The sequence below is a fragment of the Micromonospora carbonacea genome (assembly GCF_014205165.1).
In the GTDB taxonomy this organism is placed as follows: domain Bacteria; phylum Actinomycetota; class Actinomycetes; order Mycobacteriales; family Micromonosporaceae; genus Micromonospora; species Micromonospora carbonacea.
This window is the reverse complement of record NZ_JACHMZ010000001.1, coordinates 5,178,319-5,196,984: the sequence shown is the minus strand read 5'-3', so window position 1 is coordinate 5,196,984 and position 18,666 is coordinate 5,178,319. Positions and strand designations below refer to the sequence as shown.

21 protein-coding genes and 1 pseudogene are annotated in these 18,666 nt (G+C 74.1%); 6 read left to right on the top strand and 16 right to left on the bottom strand.

From position 1 onward, the window contains the following. Nucleotides 1-150: 150 nt before the first annotated feature. The 4 genes and pseudogenes from HDA31_RS21665 to HDA31_RS21650 all read right to left on the bottom strand — a co-directional run. Nucleotides 151-1,332, bottom strand: a complete 1,182-nt coding sequence (locus HDA31_RS21665; RefSeq protein ID WP_178063794.1) for an aminotransferase class V-fold PLP-dependent enzyme — start codon at nt 1,330-1,332, stop codon at nt 151-153. A gap of 89 nt (nt 1,333-1,421) precedes the next feature. Further along, entirely contained in the window at nt 1,422-2,405 is a 984-nt protein-coding gene (locus HDA31_RS21660) for a tyrosine recombinase XerC (RefSeq protein WP_178067156.1), read from the bottom strand. 175 nt (nt 2,406-2,580) lie between these two features. Further along, the gene (locus HDA31_RS21655) at nt 2,581-3,762 is read right to left on the bottom strand and encodes a DNA-processing protein DprA (protein WP_246384482.1); all 1,182 of its coding nucleotides are present in this window, start codon (nt 3,760-3,762) and stop codon (nt 2,581-2,583) included. Beyond that, nucleotides 3,759-5,039, bottom strand: a pseudogene (locus tag HDA31_RS21650) (YifB family Mg chelatase-like AAA ATPase); the annotation flags it as partial. The pseudogene HDA31_RS21650 and the gene HDA31_RS21655, both read right to left, overlap by 4 nt. A 92-nt stretch (nt 5,040-5,131) precedes the next feature. Here HDA31_RS21650 and HDA31_RS31835 point away from each other — a divergent pair. From HDA31_RS31835 to HDA31_RS32435, 4 genes are read left to right on the top strand one after another with little or no spacing between them, the layout of a single operon-like run. After that, a complete protein-coding gene (locus HDA31_RS31835) occupies nt 5,132-5,392 on the top strand; it encodes a hypothetical protein (protein ID WP_219825013.1) in 261 nt (86 codons plus the stop codon). Next, nucleotides 5,389-5,952: a helix-turn-helix domain-containing protein gene (locus tag HDA31_RS21645; protein ID WP_178063796.1), complete on the top strand. Its 564-nt coding sequence runs from the start codon at nt 5,389-5,391 to the stop codon at nt 5,950-5,952. Before HDA31_RS31835 ends, HDA31_RS21645 begins: the two co-directional genes overlap by 4 nt. Next, the gene (locus HDA31_RS21640; protein ID WP_178063797.1) at nt 5,949-6,359 is read left to right on the top strand and encodes a hypothetical protein; all 411 of its coding nucleotides are present in this window, start codon (nt 5,949-5,951) and stop codon (nt 6,357-6,359) included. The genes HDA31_RS21645 and HDA31_RS21640 overlap by 4 nt, the downstream gene beginning before the upstream one ends. Further along, nucleotides 6,356-7,585 (top strand): DUF2637 domain-containing protein, encoded by a 1,230-nt coding sequence (locus tag HDA31_RS32435; RefSeq protein WP_246384483.1) that lies wholly within the window; start codon nt 6,356-6,358, stop codon nt 7,583-7,585. Before HDA31_RS21640 ends, HDA31_RS32435 begins: the two co-directional genes overlap by 4 nt. Nucleotides 7,586-7,654: 69 nt before the next feature. Here HDA31_RS32435 and HDA31_RS21630 read toward each other — a convergent pair whose 3' ends face one another. Both HDA31_RS21630 and HDA31_RS21625 read right to left on the bottom strand, forming a co-directional pair. Further along, nucleotides 7,655-7,888 (bottom strand): hypothetical protein, encoded by a 234-nt coding sequence (locus tag HDA31_RS21630; RefSeq protein ID WP_178063798.1) that lies wholly within the window; start codon nt 7,886-7,888, stop codon nt 7,655-7,657. Then, nucleotides 7,876-8,172 carry a hypothetical protein gene (locus tag HDA31_RS21625; RefSeq protein WP_178063799.1) on the bottom strand — a complete coding sequence of 99 codons (297 nt, stop codon included), beginning with the start codon at nt 8,170-8,172 and terminating at the stop codon, nt 7,876-7,878. The genes HDA31_RS21630 and HDA31_RS21625 overlap by 13 nt, the downstream gene beginning before the upstream one ends. Nucleotides 8,173-8,285: 113 nt before the next feature. Between HDA31_RS21625 and HDA31_RS21620 the strand changes: the two genes are divergently transcribed. Next, on the top strand, nt 8,286-8,486 hold the full coding sequence (locus tag HDA31_RS21620; RefSeq protein ID WP_178063800.1) for a helix-turn-helix transcriptional regulator: 201 nt from the start codon (nt 8,286-8,288) through the stop codon (nt 8,484-8,486). Between the two features lie 283 nt (nt 8,487-8,769). Here HDA31_RS21620 and HDA31_RS32430 read toward each other — a convergent pair whose 3' ends face one another. Both HDA31_RS32430 and HDA31_RS21605 read right to left on the bottom strand, forming a co-directional pair. Beyond that, complete coding sequence (locus tag HDA31_RS32430) at nt 8,770-9,489, bottom strand: hypothetical protein (RefSeq protein ID WP_246384484.1); 720 nt, start codon at nt 9,487-9,489, stop codon at nt 8,770-8,772. Between the two features lie 64 nt (nt 9,490-9,553). Beyond that, nucleotides 9,554-9,865: a hypothetical protein gene (locus HDA31_RS21605; RefSeq protein ID WP_178063803.1), complete on the bottom strand. Its 312-nt coding sequence runs from the start codon at nt 9,863-9,865 to the stop codon at nt 9,554-9,556. 104 nt (nt 9,866-9,969) lie between these two features. On the opposite strand from HDA31_RS21605, the gene HDA31_RS21600 reads away from it, so the two are divergent. Continuing rightward, entirely contained in the window at nt 9,970-10,344 is a 375-nt protein-coding gene (locus HDA31_RS21600) for a hypothetical protein (RefSeq protein ID WP_178063804.1), read from the top strand. 313 nt (nt 10,345-10,657) lie between these two features. Here the strand turns inward: HDA31_RS21600 and HDA31_RS21595 are convergent, their stop codons facing one another. The 8 genes from HDA31_RS21595 to HDA31_RS21560 all read right to left on the bottom strand — a co-directional run bounded on the left by HDA31_RS21595 (nt 10,658) and on the right by HDA31_RS21560 (nt 18,533). Beyond that, on the bottom strand, nt 10,658-11,542 hold the full coding sequence (locus tag HDA31_RS21595) for a hypothetical protein (protein WP_178063805.1): 885 nt from the start codon (nt 11,540-11,542) through the stop codon (nt 10,658-10,660). A 13-nt stretch (nt 11,543-11,555) separates the two neighbouring features. After that, nucleotides 11,556-14,267 carry a phage tail tape measure protein gene (locus HDA31_RS21590; protein WP_178063806.1) on the bottom strand — a complete coding sequence of 904 codons (2,712 nt, stop codon included), beginning with the start codon at nt 14,265-14,267 and terminating at the stop codon, nt 11,556-11,558. Between the two features lie 3 nt (nt 14,268-14,270). Further along, entirely contained in the window at nt 14,271-14,858 is a 588-nt protein-coding gene (locus tag HDA31_RS21585; protein WP_178063807.1) for a hypothetical protein, read from the bottom strand. A gap of 53 nt (nt 14,859-14,911) precedes the next feature. After that, nucleotides 14,912-15,403 carry a hypothetical protein gene (locus HDA31_RS21580; RefSeq protein ID WP_178063808.1) on the bottom strand — a complete coding sequence of 164 codons (492 nt, stop codon included), beginning with the start codon at nt 15,401-15,403 and terminating at the stop codon, nt 14,912-14,914. Between the two features lie 257 nt (nt 15,404-15,660). Then, on the bottom strand, nt 15,661-16,050 hold the full coding sequence (locus HDA31_RS33130; RefSeq protein WP_178063809.1) for a helix-turn-helix domain-containing protein: 390 nt from the start codon (nt 16,048-16,050) through the stop codon (nt 15,661-15,663). Beyond that, nucleotides 16,047-16,514 carry a hypothetical protein gene (locus tag HDA31_RS21570; RefSeq protein WP_178063810.1) on the bottom strand — a complete coding sequence of 156 codons (468 nt, stop codon included), beginning with the start codon at nt 16,512-16,514 and terminating at the stop codon, nt 16,047-16,049. The genes HDA31_RS33130 and HDA31_RS21570 overlap by 4 nt, the downstream gene beginning before the upstream one ends. Continuing rightward, the gene (locus HDA31_RS21565) at nt 16,511-17,011 is read right to left on the bottom strand and encodes a hypothetical protein (protein ID WP_178063811.1); all 501 of its coding nucleotides are present in this window, start codon (nt 17,009-17,011) and stop codon (nt 16,511-16,513) included. The genes HDA31_RS21570 and HDA31_RS21565 overlap by 4 nt, the downstream gene beginning before the upstream one ends. Then, the gene (locus tag HDA31_RS21560; RefSeq protein WP_178063812.1) at nt 17,004-18,533 is read right to left on the bottom strand and encodes a DnaB-like helicase N-terminal domain-containing protein; all 1,530 of its coding nucleotides are present in this window, start codon (nt 18,531-18,533) and stop codon (nt 17,004-17,006) included. The genes HDA31_RS21565 and HDA31_RS21560 overlap by 8 nt, the downstream gene beginning before the upstream one ends. Between the last annotated feature and the right edge of the window lie 133 nt (nt 18,534-18,666).

Here is an 18,666-nt window from a genome sequence, read left to right as displayed (position 1 = left end):
CCGGCGACCTGGCGGCAGCCGGGTCCCACGGTGCCCCCATGCCGCCGGCATGGCGGCAGCCCGGTCCCACGGTGCGCCCCCGTGTCGCCGGCACGGCGCGGCCGTCAGGGTCTGGCGGCATGGCGGGAAGAGGACAGCACGGGTCGGTCGTCAGCGTCGGGCGAGCAGCGCCGGCAGCCGTGCGGCGAGGCGTTCGTACTCGTCCGGCGTGTTGTAGACCTGGCCGCACACCCGCAGCCAGCCGCGACCGGCCCAGGACATCACCGCCACCTCGGCCGACAACTCCTCGGCGATCCGTTCGCGCAGCGCGCGGGCGGCGTCGATCGTGGTGGCCAGCCCGTCCGGCAGCGGGACGATCCGCATGGCGACCGTCGGCCCGCCGGGCTCCGGCAGGTCGGCCGGCGGCACCCCCAGCGCGTCCCCCAGCACCCGCTGCCCATACGCGGCAAGCGCGGCGTTGTGCGCGCGTACCCGCTCGACGCCGAGGCTGCGCAGGGTCCAGACGCCGGCCGGCGCGGCGAGCCACGACGTGTAGTCCAGGGTCGCCTGCCACTCGACGTTGCCGGGGAAGCCGGCATCCTGTTCCCACGAGACCACCAGCGGCTCCATCCGGTCCCGCCACGGCGACGCCACCACCAGCGCGGCGGTGCCGCGCGGGGCGTACCCCCACTTGTGCAGGTTGCCCACCCAGAAGTCCGCGCCGATGCCCGCCACGGGGGTCGCCAGCATGCCCGGCGCGTGGGCGGCGTCGACGAGCACCGGCACCCCGTGGGCGTGCGCCGCCGCGACGACCGCGGCGACCGGGAACAGGCGGGCGGTGGCGGAGGTGAGCTGGTCGACGACGAGCAGCTTCGTGCGGCCGGGGCGCAGCCCGGCGCGGACGATCTCGACGACCTGCTCGTCTGTCGCGGTCAACGGCACCGGCAGGATGCGCCGGGTCGCCCCGGTGCGGCGGCACTCGCGGTCGACGGAGAAGCCGACCGCGCCGTAGCCGTGGTCGGTGGTGACCACCTCGTCGCCGGGGCGCAGGCCCAGCGACTGGAGCACCACGGCGACGCCGGTGGTGGCGTTGCCGACCAGGGCGGTGCCGTCCGGGTCGGCGCCGAGGAAGGCGGCCAGGTGCCGGCGGGTGTGGGTGATCCGGTCCACCAGGCTGAGCCCGAAGAAGCGCAGCGGGTTCGCCTCCATCTCGTCGCGCAGCCGCTGCTGGACGCGCTGCACGTTGACCGGCACCGCGCCGAACGAGCCGTGGTTGAGGTGGCTCACCGCCGGGTCCAGCGAGAAGAGCAGCCGGGCACCGGGAAGGGGGTCGGGCGGCTGCGGCGCGCTCATCTGATGATCGTAGCCGGGCACGGTGGGCGGTGCCCCCCGACGAGGACCGGGCCGCACCGGCCCCCGCCGCCGGGGCGGGACCGGCCGGCTCAGGCGCGCGGGTGGGCCTGCCGGTACGCGGCCCGCAGCCGCTCGACCGACACGTGGGTGTAGATCTGGGTGCTGCCCAGCGACGAGTGCCCCAGCAACTCCTGCACCGCCCGCAGGTCCGCGCCGCCCTCCAGCAGGTGGGTGGCGGCCGAGTGGCGCAGCCCGTGCGGGGTGGTCCGGGGCAGACCGGCGGCCTCGGCGTGCCCGGCGACGACCCGCCGCGCCGTCGTCGGGTGCAGCCGCCCGCCCCGCGCCCCGAGCAGCAGGGCGTCGCCCGAACCGGGACCCGCCAGGGCGGGCCGCCCGGCCCGCAGCCACTCGTCGAGGGCGCGTTGCGCCGGCACCCCGTACGGCACGGACCGTTCCCGGGCGCCCTTGCCGAGCACCCGCACCACGCGGCGGCCGTGGTCCACGTCGGCGGTGTCCAGGCCGCATGCCTCGCTGATCCGCACGCCGGTGGCGTAGAGCAGTTCGAGCAGGACCCGGTCCCGCAGCAGCACCCCGTGCGCCACCGCCGCCTCCCGCTCCCCGCCGCCGGTGGGCCCGGCCGGGGGGACCCGGGCGGAACCGGGTCCCGCCGCGGGCGCGCCGGCCGCCGGGGCCCCGGGGCCGGTCGGTGCCCGCATCAGGGCGGCCGCCTGGTCGGCGCGGAGCACCGTCGGCAGCTCCCGGTGGGCGCGGGGGCTGGCCAGCGACGCGGCCACGTCGGCGGGGGCCAGCCCGGCGCGCTGCGCCCACGCGCTGAAGGCGCGCGCCGCGGCGGCCCGCCGCGCCATCGTGGTGCGGGCGGCCCCGGTCGTGCGCTGCTTCGCCAGCCAGCTGCGCACCACGCCCAGGTCGAGGTCGGCCACCTCGGCGCAGCCCATCCGGGCGGCGTGGTCGAGCAGGGAGACCAGGTCGCCGACGTACGCGCGGACGGTGTGCGCCGACCGGTTGCGCACCCGGGCCAGGTGGTCGGCGAAGTCGTCGACCGCCTCCCGCATCGGCGTGGGCAGGGCCGCGTGCGTCGCCCTGCTGCCGGGACCGGCGCGGCTCACCGGGGACAGCCCCGCGTGCCCGCCGCCCGCCGCCGCGCCCGTCCGTAGCCTCGCACCGGCCCAGCTTACGGGCGCGCGGCGAGCCCGGCCGGGCGCCGACGGGGGGCAGGACCGGCACCCGTCACGTCCCCGACGCCGGCGCGGCACCGGTGGCCAGCGCGTATCCGTCGGCGCGGCGGCGCACCAGGCCCAGCTCCTCCAGCAGGGAGAGCTTGCGCAGGGCGGTCCGGACGTCCACCCCGGCGCGCGCGGCCAACCGGTCGACGCCGGTCGCCCCGCGCCGGGGCATCGACTCCAGCACCTGCGTCGCCTCGTCGTCGAGCAGGTCCCGGGGCCGCTGCGGGGCGCGCGCGGGCGGGGCGAGGTCGGCACCGATCCGGCCGACCTCCTCCAGCACGTGCGCCACGCCGGTGACCAGCCGGGCCGACGGGTGCTCGCGCAGCAGCTCGTGGGCGCCGACCGACATGGCGGAGGTGACCGGCCCGGGCACCACCATGGCGTGCCGGCCGGCGGCGAGGGCCCGGTTGAGGGTCTGCGTCGCTCCGCTGCGGGCCGACGCCTCCACCAGCACCGTCCCCCGGGTCGCCGCCGCGATCACCCGGTTGCGGACGAGGAACCGGGGGCGCAACGGCTCCGCCCCGGGCGGCCACTCGCTGACCAGCAACCCGGCCTCGCCGATGCGGTCGAACAGCGCGGCGTTGCCCATCGGGTACGGCCGGTCGATCCCGCAGGCGAGCACCGCCACCGTCAGCCCGCCCGCGTTGAGCGCGCCCCGGTGCGCCGCCGCGTCGATGCCGAACGCGCCGCCGGAGACCACCGTCCAGTCCCGGTCGGCCAGCCCGTAGCCCAGCTCGGTGGCGACGTGCACCCCGTACGGGGTGGCCGCCCGCGCGCCGACCACCGAGACCGCCCGGTCCAGCGCGTCGCCGAGCGGCCACCCGCCACGCACCCAGAAGCAGAGCGGAGGCGCGGTCTCGACGTCCACCCGGCGGGTGGCGCCGGGCAGGGCCAGCCGGCGCAGGTGCTCGACGGTGGCGGGCCACTCCCCGTCGGTGGGGGTGACGAGCCGGGCCCCCAGCCGCGCCGCGCGGGCCAGGGCGTCGGCCGCCACGGCCCGGGCGTCCCCGTCCCGGCCGCGGGCGGCCACGGCGGCGCGCAGCCGCTCCTCCGGCGCCCCGCCGCCCAGCAGCAGCTCCAGCGCGCCGCCCGCGCCGAGCTGCTCGACCAGCCGGTGCACCGACCGGGTGCCGGGCTCGGTCAACCAGGTCAACGCCACCCGGGCCAGCCGGTCGTCGTCGCTCACGCCCCGTCCCCCATCCTCAGTTGCAGCGCCTCCCGGACGTCCTCGGCGTGCGGGCGGTCCCGCCCGTCGAGGTCGGCGACCGTCCACGCCAGCCGGACGACCCGGTCGAAGCCGCGCGCCGACAGCGACCCGGAGTCGAGCCGCCCGCGCAGCTCCCGGGTGTCCCGTTCGGGCAGCCGCCACGGTGGCCGGCGCAGCCGGGGGCCGGGCACCTCGGCGTTGACCCGCCAGCCGCCGTCCGCCCAGCGGTCCGCCGCGGCCCGGCGGGCGGCGGCCACCCGGGCCGCGACCGTCGCCGACGACTCGCCCGTGCCCCCCGCCTCCATGAGCTCCGCCGCCCGCAGCGGCGGGAGGGTCACCTGCACGTCGATGCGGTCCAGCAGCGGGCCGGAGAGCCGGCCGAGGTAGCGCCGGCGGGCCAGCGGGGAGCACTCGCAGTACGTGTCGCCGGCCGGCCGCGCGCACGGGCAGGGGTTGGCGGCGAGGACGAGCTGCGTCCGGGCCGGGTATTCGGTGCCGCCCCGGCTGCGGGCGAGCTGCACCCGGCCGTGCTCCAGCGGCTGCCGCAGCGCCTCCAGGGCCCCCTTGCCGAACTCCGGCGCCTCGTCGAGGAACAGCACCCCACGGTGGGCGAGCGACACGGCGCCGGGGCGGGCCAGCCCGGACCCGCCGCCGACCAGCGCGGCCACCGTGGCGGTGTGGTGCGGGGCCTGGAACGGCGGACGGCGCAGCAGGTGGCCGTGGGCCGGCAGCAGCCCGGCGATCGAGTGCAGCGCGGTGACCTCCAGCGCCGCGTCGTCGTCGAGCTCGGGCAGGATCGACGGCAGGCGCTCGGCGAGCATGGTCTTGCCCGCGCCGGGCGGCCCGAACAGCGCCAGGTGGTGCCCGCCGGCGGCGGCCACCTCCAGGGCCCGCCGGCCCAGCGCCTGCCCGGCGACCTCCGCCAGGTCCGGCCCGCCCGGCCCCTCCGCCGGGGCGGGGTCGGGCGGCTCGATCAGCGGCGTGCCGTCCCGGACGAAGCCGACCAGCCGGTGCAGCGTGTCCACGGCCCGGACCCGGACACCCGGGATGACTGCCGCCTCGGCGGCGTTGCCCACCGGGACGACCACCCGGTGCAGCCCGGCCCGCGCGGCGGCGGCCACCATGGGCAGCACCCCGCGCACCGGCCGGACGGTGCCGTCGAGCCCCAGCTCCCCGAGGACCACCACCCGTTCCAGCGGCAGCAGCGGCAGCTCCCCGGAGCCGCCGAGCAGCGCCACCGCGATCGCCAGGTCGAAGGGCAACATAGGACACGTCTTAACGAAGACGGGCCCGGCAGGAGTTGGCGCTCCTGTGCTCCGGGCCCTTGATCGCCCCGTGGAGGCGACCCGTGAGCAATCTACCGTTCAGCCTGCCCGAGTGCGGGCAGCCCGCCACCGCCCGGATCGAGGTCTTCACTCCGACCGACTTCGACCTGCACAGCTCCCTTGACGCCTCGGTGTACGCCTGCGAGCAGCACGCCGTCGAAACCGTCGTCGCGGTGTGGTCGGCGAACATGACCGCGCACCGGGTCGGCATGACCCCGGGCATCAACCGGTGGTGCGGCGAGTCGTACATCTTCCCCACCGGCAAGCTGGGCGGTGCCCAGTGAGCCGGGCCGTCAAGGCCGCGCTGTCGGCCTCCCAGGACCTGCCGAAGACGGAACGGCTGGTGCTGGTCGCCATCGCGGCGCACGCCAACGCCGACGGGAACGCCTGGCCGGCCGTGGCGACGATCGCCGAGTACGTCGGCTGCTCGGTGCGGACCGTGCAGCGGTGCGTGGCCAAGCTGGTGCAGTTGGGTCGGCTGGTGGTGTCCAAGGCCGCGCACGTCGTCACCCGGGTCTACCGGCTGGTGACCGGCGAGCCGGTGACGCCACGGGCGGCGGGGGTGCCAGATCCGGCGGCGGTGGTGCCAGATCCGCCGACCGATGGTGACACGCAAGGGGTGTCACCCGAAGTTGAAGATCCTCAGAAGTTGAAGGGCCGCGCTGCCGCGCGGTGGTTCGCCCGGAGGGGGAAGAACACCAACCCCGGCCGGCCACCGTTCCCGGAACGTCGGGGGGCCGCCCTGCCGGTCGCTGACCGGGCCGGCCAGTGCCCCCGGCACCGGGGGTGCCCGGCGGGGAACTGCGGCCCGTGCCGCAGCGAGGCGCTCGGCGGCGACCGGTGAGCCGGCCGGAACGGTGGTGGCGGCCGTCGACGACCAGGCGGCCCGCCGCGCGGTCGCGGGCCCGGATCCGCCAGACCCACGCCAGCCGTGAGGAGCTCGACCAGGCGGTCGAGCTCTCGATGGAGGTCGGTGTGATGGAGGGCCGCAAGCAGGGTGAGCGCGACGCCTACATGGAGTTGGCGCGGCTGCTCGACGACCCCGACGAGCTGTTCGCCCGGATCAGCGGCCGGGCCCTGGCCGAGCAGACCGACACGTTCCTGCTCGTCGCGGGGGCCCTCGACCAGGACCCCGAGCGGTTCGCCCGGCTGGCCGACGCGCTCGACGAGGGCGACGACGCCGTGACGGAACTGCTCGACGAGTGGGGCATCGGCGAGTGCGACACCGACGAGGAAGGCGACGAGGCATGACCGCGCCGACGATCAGCGGCACCCGCTTCCCGCAGCCCGTCGACGAGCTGTTGCCGCACGCGCGGCAGCTCGTCGACGAGCTGGGCGAGGTGCCGTCGCGCAACCAGTTGATGCGGACGTACCGGATCGGCGCGGCGAAGGCCCGGGAGCTGCGGGGGCTGCTCGTCGGCGGCCAGGACCAGGCGGCCCCGACGGACGGGCCGGTGGTCGACCAGGCCGAACCCGCGTCCGAGGATGACCCGGTGCCGGCCGTGCCGCCGGCCGGGGCCGATGCAGGCGACGCCGTGGTGTCGCCGGTGGTCGAGGGCGCCGGGGAGCCGCTGGGCGGTCAGCCCTCGGCCGGAGAGCAGGACGGCGGGGAGCAGGACGGCCAGGCGGCCCCGGCGGATCTGCTGGACGCTGCGGCCGGCGGCGTGGGCGGGCCGTGGTTGGCGGACCCGCCGGCCGTCCTCGGTGACGCCGGGGTGCCGCCGGCGTGGTGGGACGTCGACGAGCCGGCGGCGGATCCGTGGGAGTACGCCGAGCCGGTCGGGCCGGACCCGGGTCCGTTGCCGGGCACGGGCGGCGGCGCGGCCGTGGGCCCGGTGCCGGCCGGGCGCGAGCCGGAGCACGCCACCGCGCCGCCGGTCGACAGCGAGCCGGTCGACGCCGGGCCGGCCGGCCCGAACCCGGGTACGGGCGGGCGCGGCCGGCGGGCCCGCCCACCTCGGCGGCGGGTACGGCACTGGCGACACCGGAAGGCGTCGCCGCAGCCCACCGGCACCGGAAACCCGGGCACGGCGCGCGGGGTCGACCCGCCGCCGGCCGGACCGGCCGAGTTGCCGTCGCTGCTGCGGATCCGGTGGGCCGTGCGCGCTGTGCTCGCCCTGGGCGTCGCCGCCAGCATCGCCGGGAACGTGCTGCACGCCCGCGACGAACTGATCTCCCAGATCATCTCGGCGTGGTCGCCCCTGGCGCTGCTGCTCACGATCGAACTGATCTCCCGGGTGCCGGTCCACCGCCGACACCTGGCCCTCGCCCGCTGGGCGGCTACCGCGCTCATCGCCGGCATCGCGGCGTGGGTGTCGTACTGGCACATGGCGGCCGTCGCCGCCCGCTACGGGGAGACGAACGGCGCGCAGTACCTGTTGCCGCTGTCCGTCGACGGGCTGGTGGTGGTGGCGTCGATCTGCCTGGTGGAGCTGGGCGGCCGGATCGCCGCGAGGCGTACGCCCTTGCGGACCTGATCCGGGCACGGTGCCCCGTCTGCCGAACGGTGGGCGGGGCACCCGGCCCGGCCGGGGCCGGGCGGCGTCTCACCGCGCCGTGGTGCGGCGTCCGGTGGGCTTCGTGGTGGTCGGCTTCGTCCAGTCGCCAGCCTGCCGCCGGCGGCATTCCGGGTTCGGGCAGTCGCACCACCAGCCCAGCTCGTCGGTCGGGATCCGGTCCCCGCCGCAGTCGTGCGGCAGGGGCAACAGCCGTTCGACGCAGCCCAGACACCGCGAGGCGACCGGGGGCTTGCCGGGGCCGGGGATGGTCAGCGGGTCCATGCGAGCATCCGGCGGAACAGGTCGTGGTCGCCGGGCACCCGGACGAGGTCCACGACGGCCACGTTGAGGACCTGCGCCATGGTGATCGACAGGTCGACCCGGTCCCCGCCGGCCGCCGCGGTGATCCGGTCGCGGGCGTGCGGGCAGGGCCACCGGTGCGGGCAGCCCGGGGCGGCGCACGTCCACGCGGGCCGGTCGGGCAGGTGCCCGTTGATGCCGGGCACCCGACCGATCGCGCGCAGAACGGGCTGAGCGTCGGCCGCCGGGCCGTGTTCGTCGATCATCGGCGTTCACCCTCCGGAGTCGCGTTGTGCCTCAGAGGTTGCACCTGCAACGTGACCACCGTCAAGCTTGGAAGTGGCAAGCTTCGCGGGTTGCACCTGCATACGGTCAGCCCGTGAGACTGGTCGCGTTGTCCGACATCGCCGAGATGCTCGGCGGGGTGTCGCGCACCCGGGCCACGGAGATCACGAACCGGGCGACGTTCCCCGCCCCGATCGACACGGTGGCCAGCGGCCGGGTGCGCGTGTGGGCCCGCGCCGACGTCGAAGCGTGGATCCGCGCACACCGGCCGAGCCAGCGCGTCGACGAGCAGTAGACCCCGGCAGGCGGCCTACCGATTCGGCACCCGGGTGCCGAATTCCGAACCTGAGTACGCGATCCGGTCGCCCAACTGCGTTACGGCGCGACGGACTTCGGCCGGGGCCCCGCCGGCCCGGTCGGCTTCGGCGGCCCACCCGGACGCGGCCCCGACAGACCGGCCACGCCCGACGGCGCACCACCGCCAGCCAGCCGGCCGCACAGCGCGCTACCCCGACGTTCCATGCCTCCACCCTCCAACAGCACGCGACGGCCCACCACGGACGATCCTGGCGGGCTGCTCATTCGGTATCGAGCCGGACGGTGCCGGGTACTGCCGCAGCCGCGTCAACTGCCGGGTACGGGACTGTCGTGCGCGAGATCTGACCGTCGCTTGTCACCTGCCATGGCTGGCCGACGTGATCGATGAAGCACACCCTCACGGTCGCGCGCAGCTTGCTCAGCTCGTACGATGCCGGAATCTTGAGCACCGGTGCGAAGCCCTGCCTGATTGCCTCGTTTGCGCCTGGGCCGATCACCGTGAAGGGCCGCAAGATCAGGCAGGGCCCGTCCTCGGGCAGGACAACAACGGCCTGAACATTCCTGATCACGAAGGGCCCATAGTTGTAGATGTGGAAGCTGGCCTGTTGGCCGTACTGGTCCCCGGCGTGGCCGTAGCCAATGAAGCGGGCCGGCGTGACGGCCACGGAGCGGGGCACGTTGAGCGCAGCCTCGGCCCGCTCCTCGGCGAGCAGGCGCTCGGCCTCGGCGCTTCGCTTGCGTTCGTGCATCAGCAGGGCGGCAGCGGCCCCGGCCGCGAGTAGGCCGGCGAGAACTCCGCCGACACTGCCCCACGCCTGCATCCAGTCAGTGATCTTCGGCTGCTCCTCACCGGCCGGTGCCTGGTACGACCTGGAGATCACCACCATGACGGCCACGGCCACGGCGGCGATCAGCAGCGCGGAGCCGACGAGCCAGGCGACAAGATGACGCGCGATCGAGTCGAGAAGCTTCTTCTTCACCCCGCCATCATGCCGACGGCCCGCCGGGCACGATCCTGGCGGGCCGTCGGCATGATGCGTCGTGCTACAGCGACTGGTCGATGATTTCCCGGGTCTGGCTGACCAGCAACGCCCGCTCGATTCCTGTCTCAAGGACGAGACGCTCAACGAGAGCGTTGAGCAGAACAACCGTCCCACCGACCAGGTCGGTCGCGTCCACCGTCGCGACGCTCGTCTCGTCGTTGTAGGCCACGGTCACGCAGTCGACATCGGCCAGCCGCGCGACCGCCAGGTCGAGAATGTCGCCGCTTTCATCTTCCGGCGCAGAACTGTCGTAGGTGCTCACCGCGTCAAGCAAGACGTGGGCGGCGAGACGGCCGATTTCCCTGTTTGCCATCGCACGAGGATGCCACAAAGCGCAGAGCGTCCCGACAGACGCGATCCTGGCGGGGCCGTTCGGCTTGCCCCCACGGGCGGGCGTCCACTGCCTACAGTCACACCATGAAGCTGCGCAACATCGGCCTTGCCGTTGGGGCCCTCGTCTTCGCCGCCGCCGGCGGCATGGCCGTCGGCGCCCAGATCGCCAGCGACCCCGCCCCGCGCCACGTGGTCCGGCCCGTCGACGACGAGGCCACCACCACCGCGCCGGCCGCCAGCGACAGCGCCGAGCCCACCACGGCGGCCCCCGCCGAACCGACCGAACCGGCCGACCCCACCACGAAGGCGGCGGCCCCGCCGGTGGACGCCTCCGACCCCGACAACGCCACGGGCGGCGGGACGGCCGACATCCGACCCGACCCGGCCACGGCGCGGCCTACCCCTGCCCGACCCGAGCTTCGGCCCAACCCGGGGCCCGTCACGACGCCCGGCGACTGACCGGGGATCTGTCACGGTGGCTGTCACGCCGTGACAGCGTGGCCGGTAACGGTGTCACGGCCCCCGCAGCCCCGGCAACCTGCCTGGCCACCCACCCTGTAATCACTGTCTGTCACAGGTGGGTGGGGTGCCTCGCCCTGGCCAGCGTTACGGGGGGAGATGTTCCTGAGGCGTGGGCGGGTCAGGCCCCTGAGCTGGCCCGTCCGGCCCCTACCCCCCTGCCGGTTACCCTGTGTTACCAGCGTCGTGAGTGGCGGTTTCGTTTGTTCGCTTCGTTCGCTGGCTGCTGCTGCTCGGGCGTCGCGCGCCTTGGCTACTTCGTTGTGGGCGCTGTGGGGCTGGGGCTCATGGTGGGGTCGGGTGCCGTGACCGGTGGTGCTGTCCGCTTCGGTTGGTCGCTGTCGGGTTCGTCGCCGAACGACGCGAGGGCGAAGCCACCACCGCCACCGCCACCCGTGGCGTACGCCGATTCGAGGCCGAGCATCGACAGGACTCTCACGCCGATGGTGCCGCTGCCTGAGGTGCGGCGGGCTTGGACGGCGATGCGGCGTAGTCCGCCGTAGGAGGTGGCGGGTACGTCCAGGGCGACGGGCCCGATGTACGTCTCGGTGTAGGAGCCGAGGGCCACGGCGATGGGGTCGCCGACGGGGACGTCTTCGATGGTGGCGCGGATCTCGCCTGCGGTGCCGGCGTCGCTGGCCCGGACGAGTAGGTAGGCGAACAGGACGGGGTGCTGGATGGCGGTCATCCCGGCGACGACGTCGACGAAGGTGCTGCTGGTGGTGGTGGCGGTGGGCGGCGCGTAGTCCTGGACGGGGATGGGGATGTAGGGGCGGGCGAGGCCTCGGCCGCTCCAGGCGTCGTCGCTGACGATGTAGTTGCCGTTCTTGTCCCAGAGGCTGACGAACCCTTCGTCGTCGGGTGCGTTGCTGCCGTAGACGGCGAACGCGACGCTTCCTCCGGCCCGGGCGAGCCATGTGCCGCGGTAGTCGTCGCCGAGCTGGCCCATGGCGGCGAGGGTGCGGCCGTCGATGTCGCGGGTGGTGAACGTTCCGCCGTTGACGCTGATGCCGCCGCGGCCGATGCTCGCGGCCTCCAGGCGGCGGCTGGCGGACAGTTCCCGGACGGCGCGTTCGAGGTCGCGGAGCCGCCGCAGGATGTCGCCGGCGTTGAACGCCAGGTCGCCCAGTACGCCCATCAGGTGGTTCCCTTCAGATCGCTGCGTGCATCTGGAGTTCGCTGGAGACCTGCGGCCACGAGAAGCGGTCTGTCCAGGCTTGGACGACGAGTTGCTCCACGTTGACTCCGCCGCCCGCGCCGCCGCCGCTGGTGCCGGGCCGGCCGACTACGGCCAGGCGGGCCCCGTTGTTTGCGGCCTCCAGCGCGGCCCGGTTCGCGCTCGTTGACGCGACGGTCGATACGTACTCGCCCTTGGTCAGCATCGTGGTGCCGGACGGGCTGAGGAACGGCACGTTGTCGAACCCGGTGGGCCCGTCGACCATGCCGCCGGTGCTCATGCCGGACGCCGGGTTCGGCTGGCTGGCCATGACCGCCCGCAGCCGCACCGACCGGTCCTTGATCGACTCCCACAGTTCCTTGAACCGGGACACCGCTCCCGACGCGGTGCTGAGCCCCGGCGTCTTGATCGAGGTGTTGACCAGCCCGGGCACCTGGTCGTACGCCTTGGCGTACTCCTTGATCTGGTCCTCGGACATGCCGGCCGCCCTCGCCTGGTCGACGAACTTCTTGCGGAGCCGCTCGGTCTTCTCGGTCAACTCTCCGGCCGTCGCGCCGGACTCCGCCATCGCTTGGACCTGGCGCAGGTGCGCGTTGATGACGGCCCGCACGTTGTCCCGGTTGGCCAGCGCCGCCTCCGAGTTGCCCTTCAGGGCACCGCCGTTCGCGTTCGCTTCCTCGGTCATCCGCCGCATCGCCCGCACGGCCGCGTCTTCGGCTTCCTCGACGGAGAACATCCGGTCGAACAGGGCTTGCAGCTCCTTGTCGAGCTGGTCGATGCCGGCGGTCAGGTCGTCGGCCTCGTCGGCCGTGACACCCAGCGTCTGCGCCAGGGTGCGGGCGTTCGGCTCCAGCTCGGAGGTGGACCTCGTGGTCGCCCCGGTCGCCTCGGTGAGTTGCCGTTGCAGCTCGGTGGCGTTGGCCAGGTCCCCGCCCATCTCGGCGAGGACGGTACGCAGGCGGGCGGCGGCGGCGACCTTCTTGTCCTGCACGCCGACGAACTGGTTGCCCTTGACCTCTACGCCGTCGATCGCGGCGTTCACCTCGTCGAGGGCACCCTGTTCGCCCATGATCGCCTTGGTGAGGGTGGCCGTGCTGATGCCCAACCTTTCGGCCGCGTCGACGGCGCCCTTGCTGGCGAGCTGGTTCGCCACCCACACGGCGGTGTCCTTGGTGACCGCACCGGATTGCGTGTCGAGGGTGTCGGCGAGTTCCCGCGCCCGGCTACGGGCGTTGGCCTGCGCGGCGGTGAACGCGGTCAGGGCGGCGACCGCCACCCCGATCGCGATGCCCCACGGCCCGGCGAGGAACGTGCCGACCCGGCCGAGCATCCCGGACGCGGCGACGGTCGCCGCCGCAAGACGCCCCTGGCTCGCCGCGAGGGTGTCGATGCTGGCCCGGTAGGCGGCGATCTGCGGCACCGCGATGAGGGCGGCCCCGCCCGTCAGGAGCAGCGCGGCGGTCGCGGCGGCGAGCAGGCCGAGGATCACCTTCACGGGGCCGGGTAGCTCGCCGAGGATTTCGCCCAGCGCCGACACGAGGTCGGCCGCCTTGCCGACGGCCGGCAGGAAGACGTTGCCCATGTCGATCGCGAAGTCGTTCAGGTTGTTCTTCGCGATCTGGATCCGCGACTCGACGGTCTGGTAGCGGCGCTCGGCCTCCGCCAGCAGCGCCGTGTTGTCCGACCAACCCCGGTTGGCGATGTCGAGGGACCGGCTCACCAGGTCCCCGGCGCCGGCGAGGCGCAGCAGCGCGTCGCGGAGCAGGATCTCGGACAGGCCGAGGTCCTTGAGGGTGGCGAACACGTCCTGGCCGCTGGCTTGCATCCGGCCGAGACCCTGGATGAACGCGGCCGTCGCCCGCGCGGAGTCGACCTGCCACGCCTTGGTGAAGTCGGCGGCGGTCATGCCCGACACCGCCGCGAACGTCTCCAGGTCCTCGCCGCCGGCGCGGACCGCGCCCTCGATGGCGATGAACGCCCGGCTGATCGCGGAGCCGCCGGCCTCGGCCATGATGCCGACGCTGGACAGCGCGCCGGCGAACCCGATGACGTCGGCCTCGCTCATGCGGACGGTCTTGCCGGCGCCGGCGATCCGCAGCGCCATGTCGACGATGTCCTGCTCCGTCGTGGCGCTGTTGTTGCCGAGCTCCACGATGGACGCGCCGAGCCGGCCGACGTCGTCGGGGGCGGTCTGCATGATGTTCATCAGCCGCGACAGGGCGAACGCGGCCTCTTCTGACGTCAGGTTCGTGGCGGTGCCGAGGTCGACCATGACCCGGGTGAACTGGACGATGTCCTGCCGCTTTACGCCGAGCTGGCCGGCGGCCGCCGCCACCGCGGCGATCTCCTCGTGGGTCTGCGGCAGGGTCCGCGCCAGCCCCCGCAGCGACTCCTCCAGGTCTTCCATCTGCTCGGGGGTGCCGGAGACGACCTTCGCCACGCCGGTCCACGCCGACTCCCACGAGATCGCGGCCTGGGTGGCCATGACCAGCCCGGCGGTGATCGCCGCCCCGGCGGCCAGGGCCACCGTGCCGGCTTCCTGCATGGCGGCGTCGACGCGGGCCTGCTCGGCCTCCAGCCGGGCCAACTCCTTCTCCAGCGCCCGGGCGGACGCCTCGGCGGACTTGAAGCCCTTCTCGAACTGGCGGGGGTCGGCGGAGAGCCTGTAGCTGAGGTCCTTCTCCATTGGCTACAGCGCCCAGCGCGGCGTGACGGCCCGGGGGTCAACCTGCTTGCCCGGCTCGACGAGCGAAACGTGCCGGAGCTGCCAGTCGCGCACCCACCCGCCCATGGACTCCGGCGGCGAGTTCCGCAGGAACATGATCGACGCCGCGAGGGCTTCGCCGCGCTGGTGGCGCTCCCACTGCTGGCGGCCCTCGTCGGTGGTCAGGTCGAGGCGGATGCGGGCTTGCAGGCTGAGATCGGCATAGTCGCGGCCCCACCTGGCTTCGCTCAGCTCGTCGACGCGGCCGATCACCTCGAAGGCGCGGCCGGCGTGGCCGTCGCGGTGACGCCAGTACAGCTCGGTGGTGCACCCGCGCGTGTCCATGCCGGCCAGGTCGAGCCGGTAGCCGTCGATGCACAGGCCCTGCGTGGCGGCCCGGATGTTGATCGGGGCACTCCACCGCTGGAGCTCACGCAGCCGCGGCGACGGTGCCCGGCGCGGCTGCTGCCGGACCGCCGACGGGCGTGCCTCCCGCGCCTTCCGCGCGGCCATCGCCCGCTGAAACGACGGCGACCCGGTGAGCGGATCGTTCATGAAGGGCGCCGCCGCCATGACCGTCCGCCCCAGGGCGGCACACGCAGCCCTACCGCAACCACAGTCCATGATCACTCTCCCGTCGGCTCGTCGAGGCCAGCGAGCAGCTCGGCCCGCCACGCGTTCTCCGCCTCCTGCTCGATGCGGGCCGCTTCCTGCCCGGCGCGGGTGGCTTCCTGGCGTCGCCGCTGCGCTTCCGCGCGCTCTGCCTCCCGGTCGAGCTGGTCGACAACGCGCCGTAGCCGATCGATCCGGTCAACCAGGGCCTGCCGTGCGCGAGGGCTGGCCGGCGCGTGCACGGGGCCCGGCCGGCCGGCGTTGCCCCAGTACTGGCGGGTCAGCCGGTGGTCGTTGGTGCCGTACCACCAGGTGTAGAGGACTTCGGCGTCGACCAGGGCGGCACGCGGGTCGTCGGGGGCGCTGTCGCGGGCAAGGTCGCGGATGGCCCGATGGATCTGGGCTTCGCGGGCGGCCTTGCACTCCGCACGGCAGTAGACGGCGAACAGCCGGCCGTTCCTGGCTGCGTAGAACCATCGCTGATCGACCGGGCACCGCCGCCGCAACGACGGCGCACCCGGTTCCGCCTCGAAGGCTTCGAGGGCCTGGTGCTCCGAGGCGTCAAGAGCCTGACACCCAACACACATCGCTCTACCACCCGCCCGTCGTGACCGGTGCCGTAGCCGGCCGGGGCCTGGCGGCGAACCCCGGACCGGGCTACGGCGAAGGGGCGATGCCGCACCGCAGGCGCGTGGCGCGAAGCCGGGTCGCCTGCGGGCTACCCCTGAGTGCCACACCGCGGCGGCTCAGGGACTCCACCGGATCAGCCGCCGAGCTCGGCGCGGTCCAGCGGAACCGGGATGACCAGGCGGCGGCCCGTAGCGCGCAGAAGGCCAGCCGCCCGGTGCCGCCGCAGCGTCCTGGTGGAAACACCCAGGTACTGCGCGGCTTCCCGGTACGACATCACGACATGACGATGACCCGGCGGCGGCCCTTGATCGACCTCGCGGACACTCTCGCGGCCAGATCGCCCATTCCCGGCCACCGTTGTGGCCATGGCCACCAGGTCGGGCGGCGGCGTGATGCCGCTGCGGTGACACCAGTCGAGGTGGGCGCGCAGCGCCCGCCGTAGGTGCGCCATGCCCTGCTCGTCGAGCGTGACCGGCCGGCCCACGGAGTCGATGGCCACCACCCGGGGCGGGACGGTGGTCACCGTGCCACCCGGCAGTCGGGGCAGGTGGTGAACATGAACAGCAGCACCCCGAACTGCGCCGTCTCCGTAGCGTCGGCGGCCTCACCACACCCACCGCACTCCCAGTACGGCGGGCGGCTGATCAGCGGCACGCAGGCGACGCAGACGACCAACGACGGACGCCAGCAGGCGGCCACCACCGGCGCCGGCCGGGACGGGGACGGCCGGTGCCGGCATGTCGAGCCGGCCCCGGCGGCCCACCGGGCGAGCGTGTCGAGGATGCACCGGCGCAGCCACGTCGGCAGGGCGGTCAGGTCCCGGCTGGTGGCGTCGCCGGCGGCGTCGAGCAGCCGGCGGGCGTGGTCGGCGGCGGCGTCGACCTGGTCGACCTGATGCACCGGCATCGCGGCGCGCAGCTCGTCGACGAGCTGGCGGTGGTGGGGGTGCAGGATCATTTGTTCGATGGCGGCACCGGGGTCGGTCATCGTTGCCCGCTGGGTCGGGCCGGCCGGTCCCGATCGGCGCGGATGCGGCCGGCTTGCTGGGCGAGGGCGGCGAGGGTGACGACGACGGGTTCGGACAGGGTGCGCCAGGTGGCGACCTTCCCGAGCACTCCGGCGAGGGTCGACAGTTCGCTGTCGCGCAGCTCGGCGACGTCAACGGCGAGGGTCTGCTGGTTGGTGTCGGGCATGGTGGCCTTTCGTCGGGCGAGCCGGTCACGGTGGCGGCTGGCGAGGCCGGCGGCGCGGGCGGCGGCGTGGCCTTCGCGTTGCTGCCGGCGTGCGGCCCGGTGGCGCAGCGTCTCGGCGACGGCCGCCTCCAGGCGGGCGGTGAGTTCGTCCCTGAGATTGAGATTCAGGGGTCCGCCCGTGGTTCGTCCCTCGTCCTCGTCCCTATACGACGGGACGAGGGGACGAGGTTCTTCCGTTCGTCCGGGACGAGGTGGGACGAGGTTGGGACGAGGGACGAAGTCGTCAGTCACCGGGTGCCTCCAACGCCTCGATCGTGAAGGGCTTGATGTGCGAGTGGATCAGCGACGCGCCTTCCTTGCGCTGGAGCACGAAGCCCTCGTTGACGAGGAGCTCCAGCGCCGTTCGGACGACCGAGGCCTTGCCGCCGACCATGGTTTCGATGGCGTTCTTCGACAGGCCACCCGGGTTGTCGGCCACGACCCGGGACACCTTGAGCATCACGGCGGTAGGCCGAAGGCCCGTATCCGGCCTGGCGACCGGTGCCTCAAGGCCCAGCTCGACGAATGCGGCCTCGTGGCTGGTCATGATGAGGTCGCCGTACCAGAACAGACCTTCCCGGCCGGGCAGCGAATGCCGGCGGAGCTGCGCGGGTCGGTCCTTCGTGATCTGCACAGTCGAGCGACCCGTCAAGCCCACGCCGAACGGCCGCCGGTTCTCCAGGGTGTAGGCGGCGCCGTTGAGCCCGTTGAGCTTGTGCACGCCGCCGATGGCGTATCGACCACGCCCCTCGGTGCTCTTCGTGACGTGGTCGAGTGCGACGCTGGCCGGTCCTCGGTCGGCGATCCACCGGGGCAGCATCTTGCCGAACGAGGCGATGTCGGTGTTGTCCTTCATCTCCAGGCCGTGCAGCGACATGGCCTCGGTGACGCCGTCGAGCACCGATAGGGTGGGCCGAAGGTCGCCGAGCGCCTGGGCGAGGTCTTCGCGGTTGCCCAACGAGGTGATCGCGTCGTCAGGCTTGAAGTAGGCGAACCGGTCACGGATGAGTTCCGGCTTGACCTGCATGGCCATGAGCCGGCCCACCACGCCGCCCTCGTCGTCCTCGAAGTCGAGGTACACCACGGCGTTGCCCGCCTCCAGTTCGGCGCGGACCGCCAGTAGCGCCAGCCACGTCTTCCCGGCTTCGCTCTCGCTGGCGATGGTGTGCAGCCGGCCGGGGTAGAACATGCCGATCCCGTCGTCACGTCGGCCGACGGTGGGCAGCGGCGGTTGGTAGTCGCCGGCGAGCACCGCGGTGAGGTCGACGGGCTTCCAGCTTCGCCGCGCGGTGACCGTGGCGGCGTCCGGTGGGCCCGACAACCGCTCCAGAAGGCGCGGCCCCTGGCTGGCCCACAGCTCGTCCTTGTCGGCGATCTGCGCGGCGCGGGCGAGTAGCTGCATACGTTCCCGGCGGCGGGCGGCGGCCCGGATGATGCCGGCGTGGTGGGCGACGGTCCCCGGGTAGCCGGCGGCGGCGACCAGCTCGTGCAGGTACAGCACCCCGCCGCACCGTTGAAGCTCGCCGGACGCCTGGAGCCGAGCGGCAACGGCGAGCGGGTCGACCGGATCGCCGGCAGCCTGCCCGGCCCGGATCGCGCGCAAGATCGCGCCGTGCCGGCCGAGGTAGAACTCCCCGGGCGTGAGGTCGTCAGCGCCGGGGGTGCGGTCGATCTCGGTCATCATGGTGCCGAGCACGAACCGTTCCGCTTCCACGACCAGGTCGACGGGAGCGGCCTGGGGCACGATGGTGTCCACCGCGTCGAGGTCCGTCACGCGGCTGCCCGCCACGGGTGAGCCGCGCCGGCAATGGCCCGCTCTTCGACGGTGAGGTCCATGCCCGTGCAGACGCTCCACCGGTCGCAAGGGCCCTCGTGGATGCCCCCGCACGCCGCAGCCGTGAGGCCTG

Bases quoted from the DNA above. Each gene is read 5' to 3' on its own strand.
- HDA31_RS21665 (WP_178063794.1), bottom strand. From the start codon at position 1,332: ATGAGCGCGCCGCAGCCGCCCGACCCCCTTCCCGGTGCCCGGCTGCTC.
- HDA31_RS21660 (WP_178067156.1), bottom strand. From the start codon at position 2,405: ATGCGGGAGGCGGTCGACGACTTCGCCGACCACCTGGCCCGGGTGCGC.
- HDA31_RS32435 (WP_246384483.1), top strand. From the start codon at position 6,356: ATGACCGCGCCGACGATCAGCGGCACCCGCTTCCCGCAGCCCGTCGAC.
- HDA31_RS21630 (WP_178063798.1), bottom strand. From the start codon at position 7,888: ATGGACCCGCTGACCATCCCCGGCCCCGGCAAGCCCCCGGTCGCCTCG.
- HDA31_RS21625 (WP_178063799.1), bottom strand. From the start codon at position 8,172: ATGATCGACGAACACGGCCCGGCGGCCGACGCTCAGCCCGTTCTGCGC.
- HDA31_RS21605 (WP_178063803.1), bottom strand. From the start codon at position 9,865: ATGGCAAACAGGGAAATCGGCCGTCTCGCCGCCCACGTCTTGCTTGAC.
- HDA31_RS21600 (WP_178063804.1), top strand. From the start codon at position 9,970: ATGAAGCTGCGCAACATCGGCCTTGCCGTTGGGGCCCTCGTCTTCGCC.
- HDA31_RS21595 (WP_178063805.1), bottom strand. From the start codon at position 11,542: ATGGGCGTACTGGGCGACCTGGCGTTCAACGCCGGCGACATCCTGCGG.
- HDA31_RS21590 (WP_178063806.1), bottom strand. From the start codon at position 14,267: ATGGAGAAGGACCTCAGCTACAGGCTCTCCGCCGACCCCCGCCAGTTC.
- HDA31_RS21585 (WP_178063807.1), bottom strand. From the start codon at position 14,858: ATGGCGGCGGCGCCCTTCATGAACGATCCGCTCACCGGGTCGCCGTCG.
- HDA31_RS21570 (WP_178063810.1), bottom strand. From the start codon at position 16,514: ATGACCGACCCCGGTGCCGCCATCGAACAAATGATCCTGCACCCCCAC.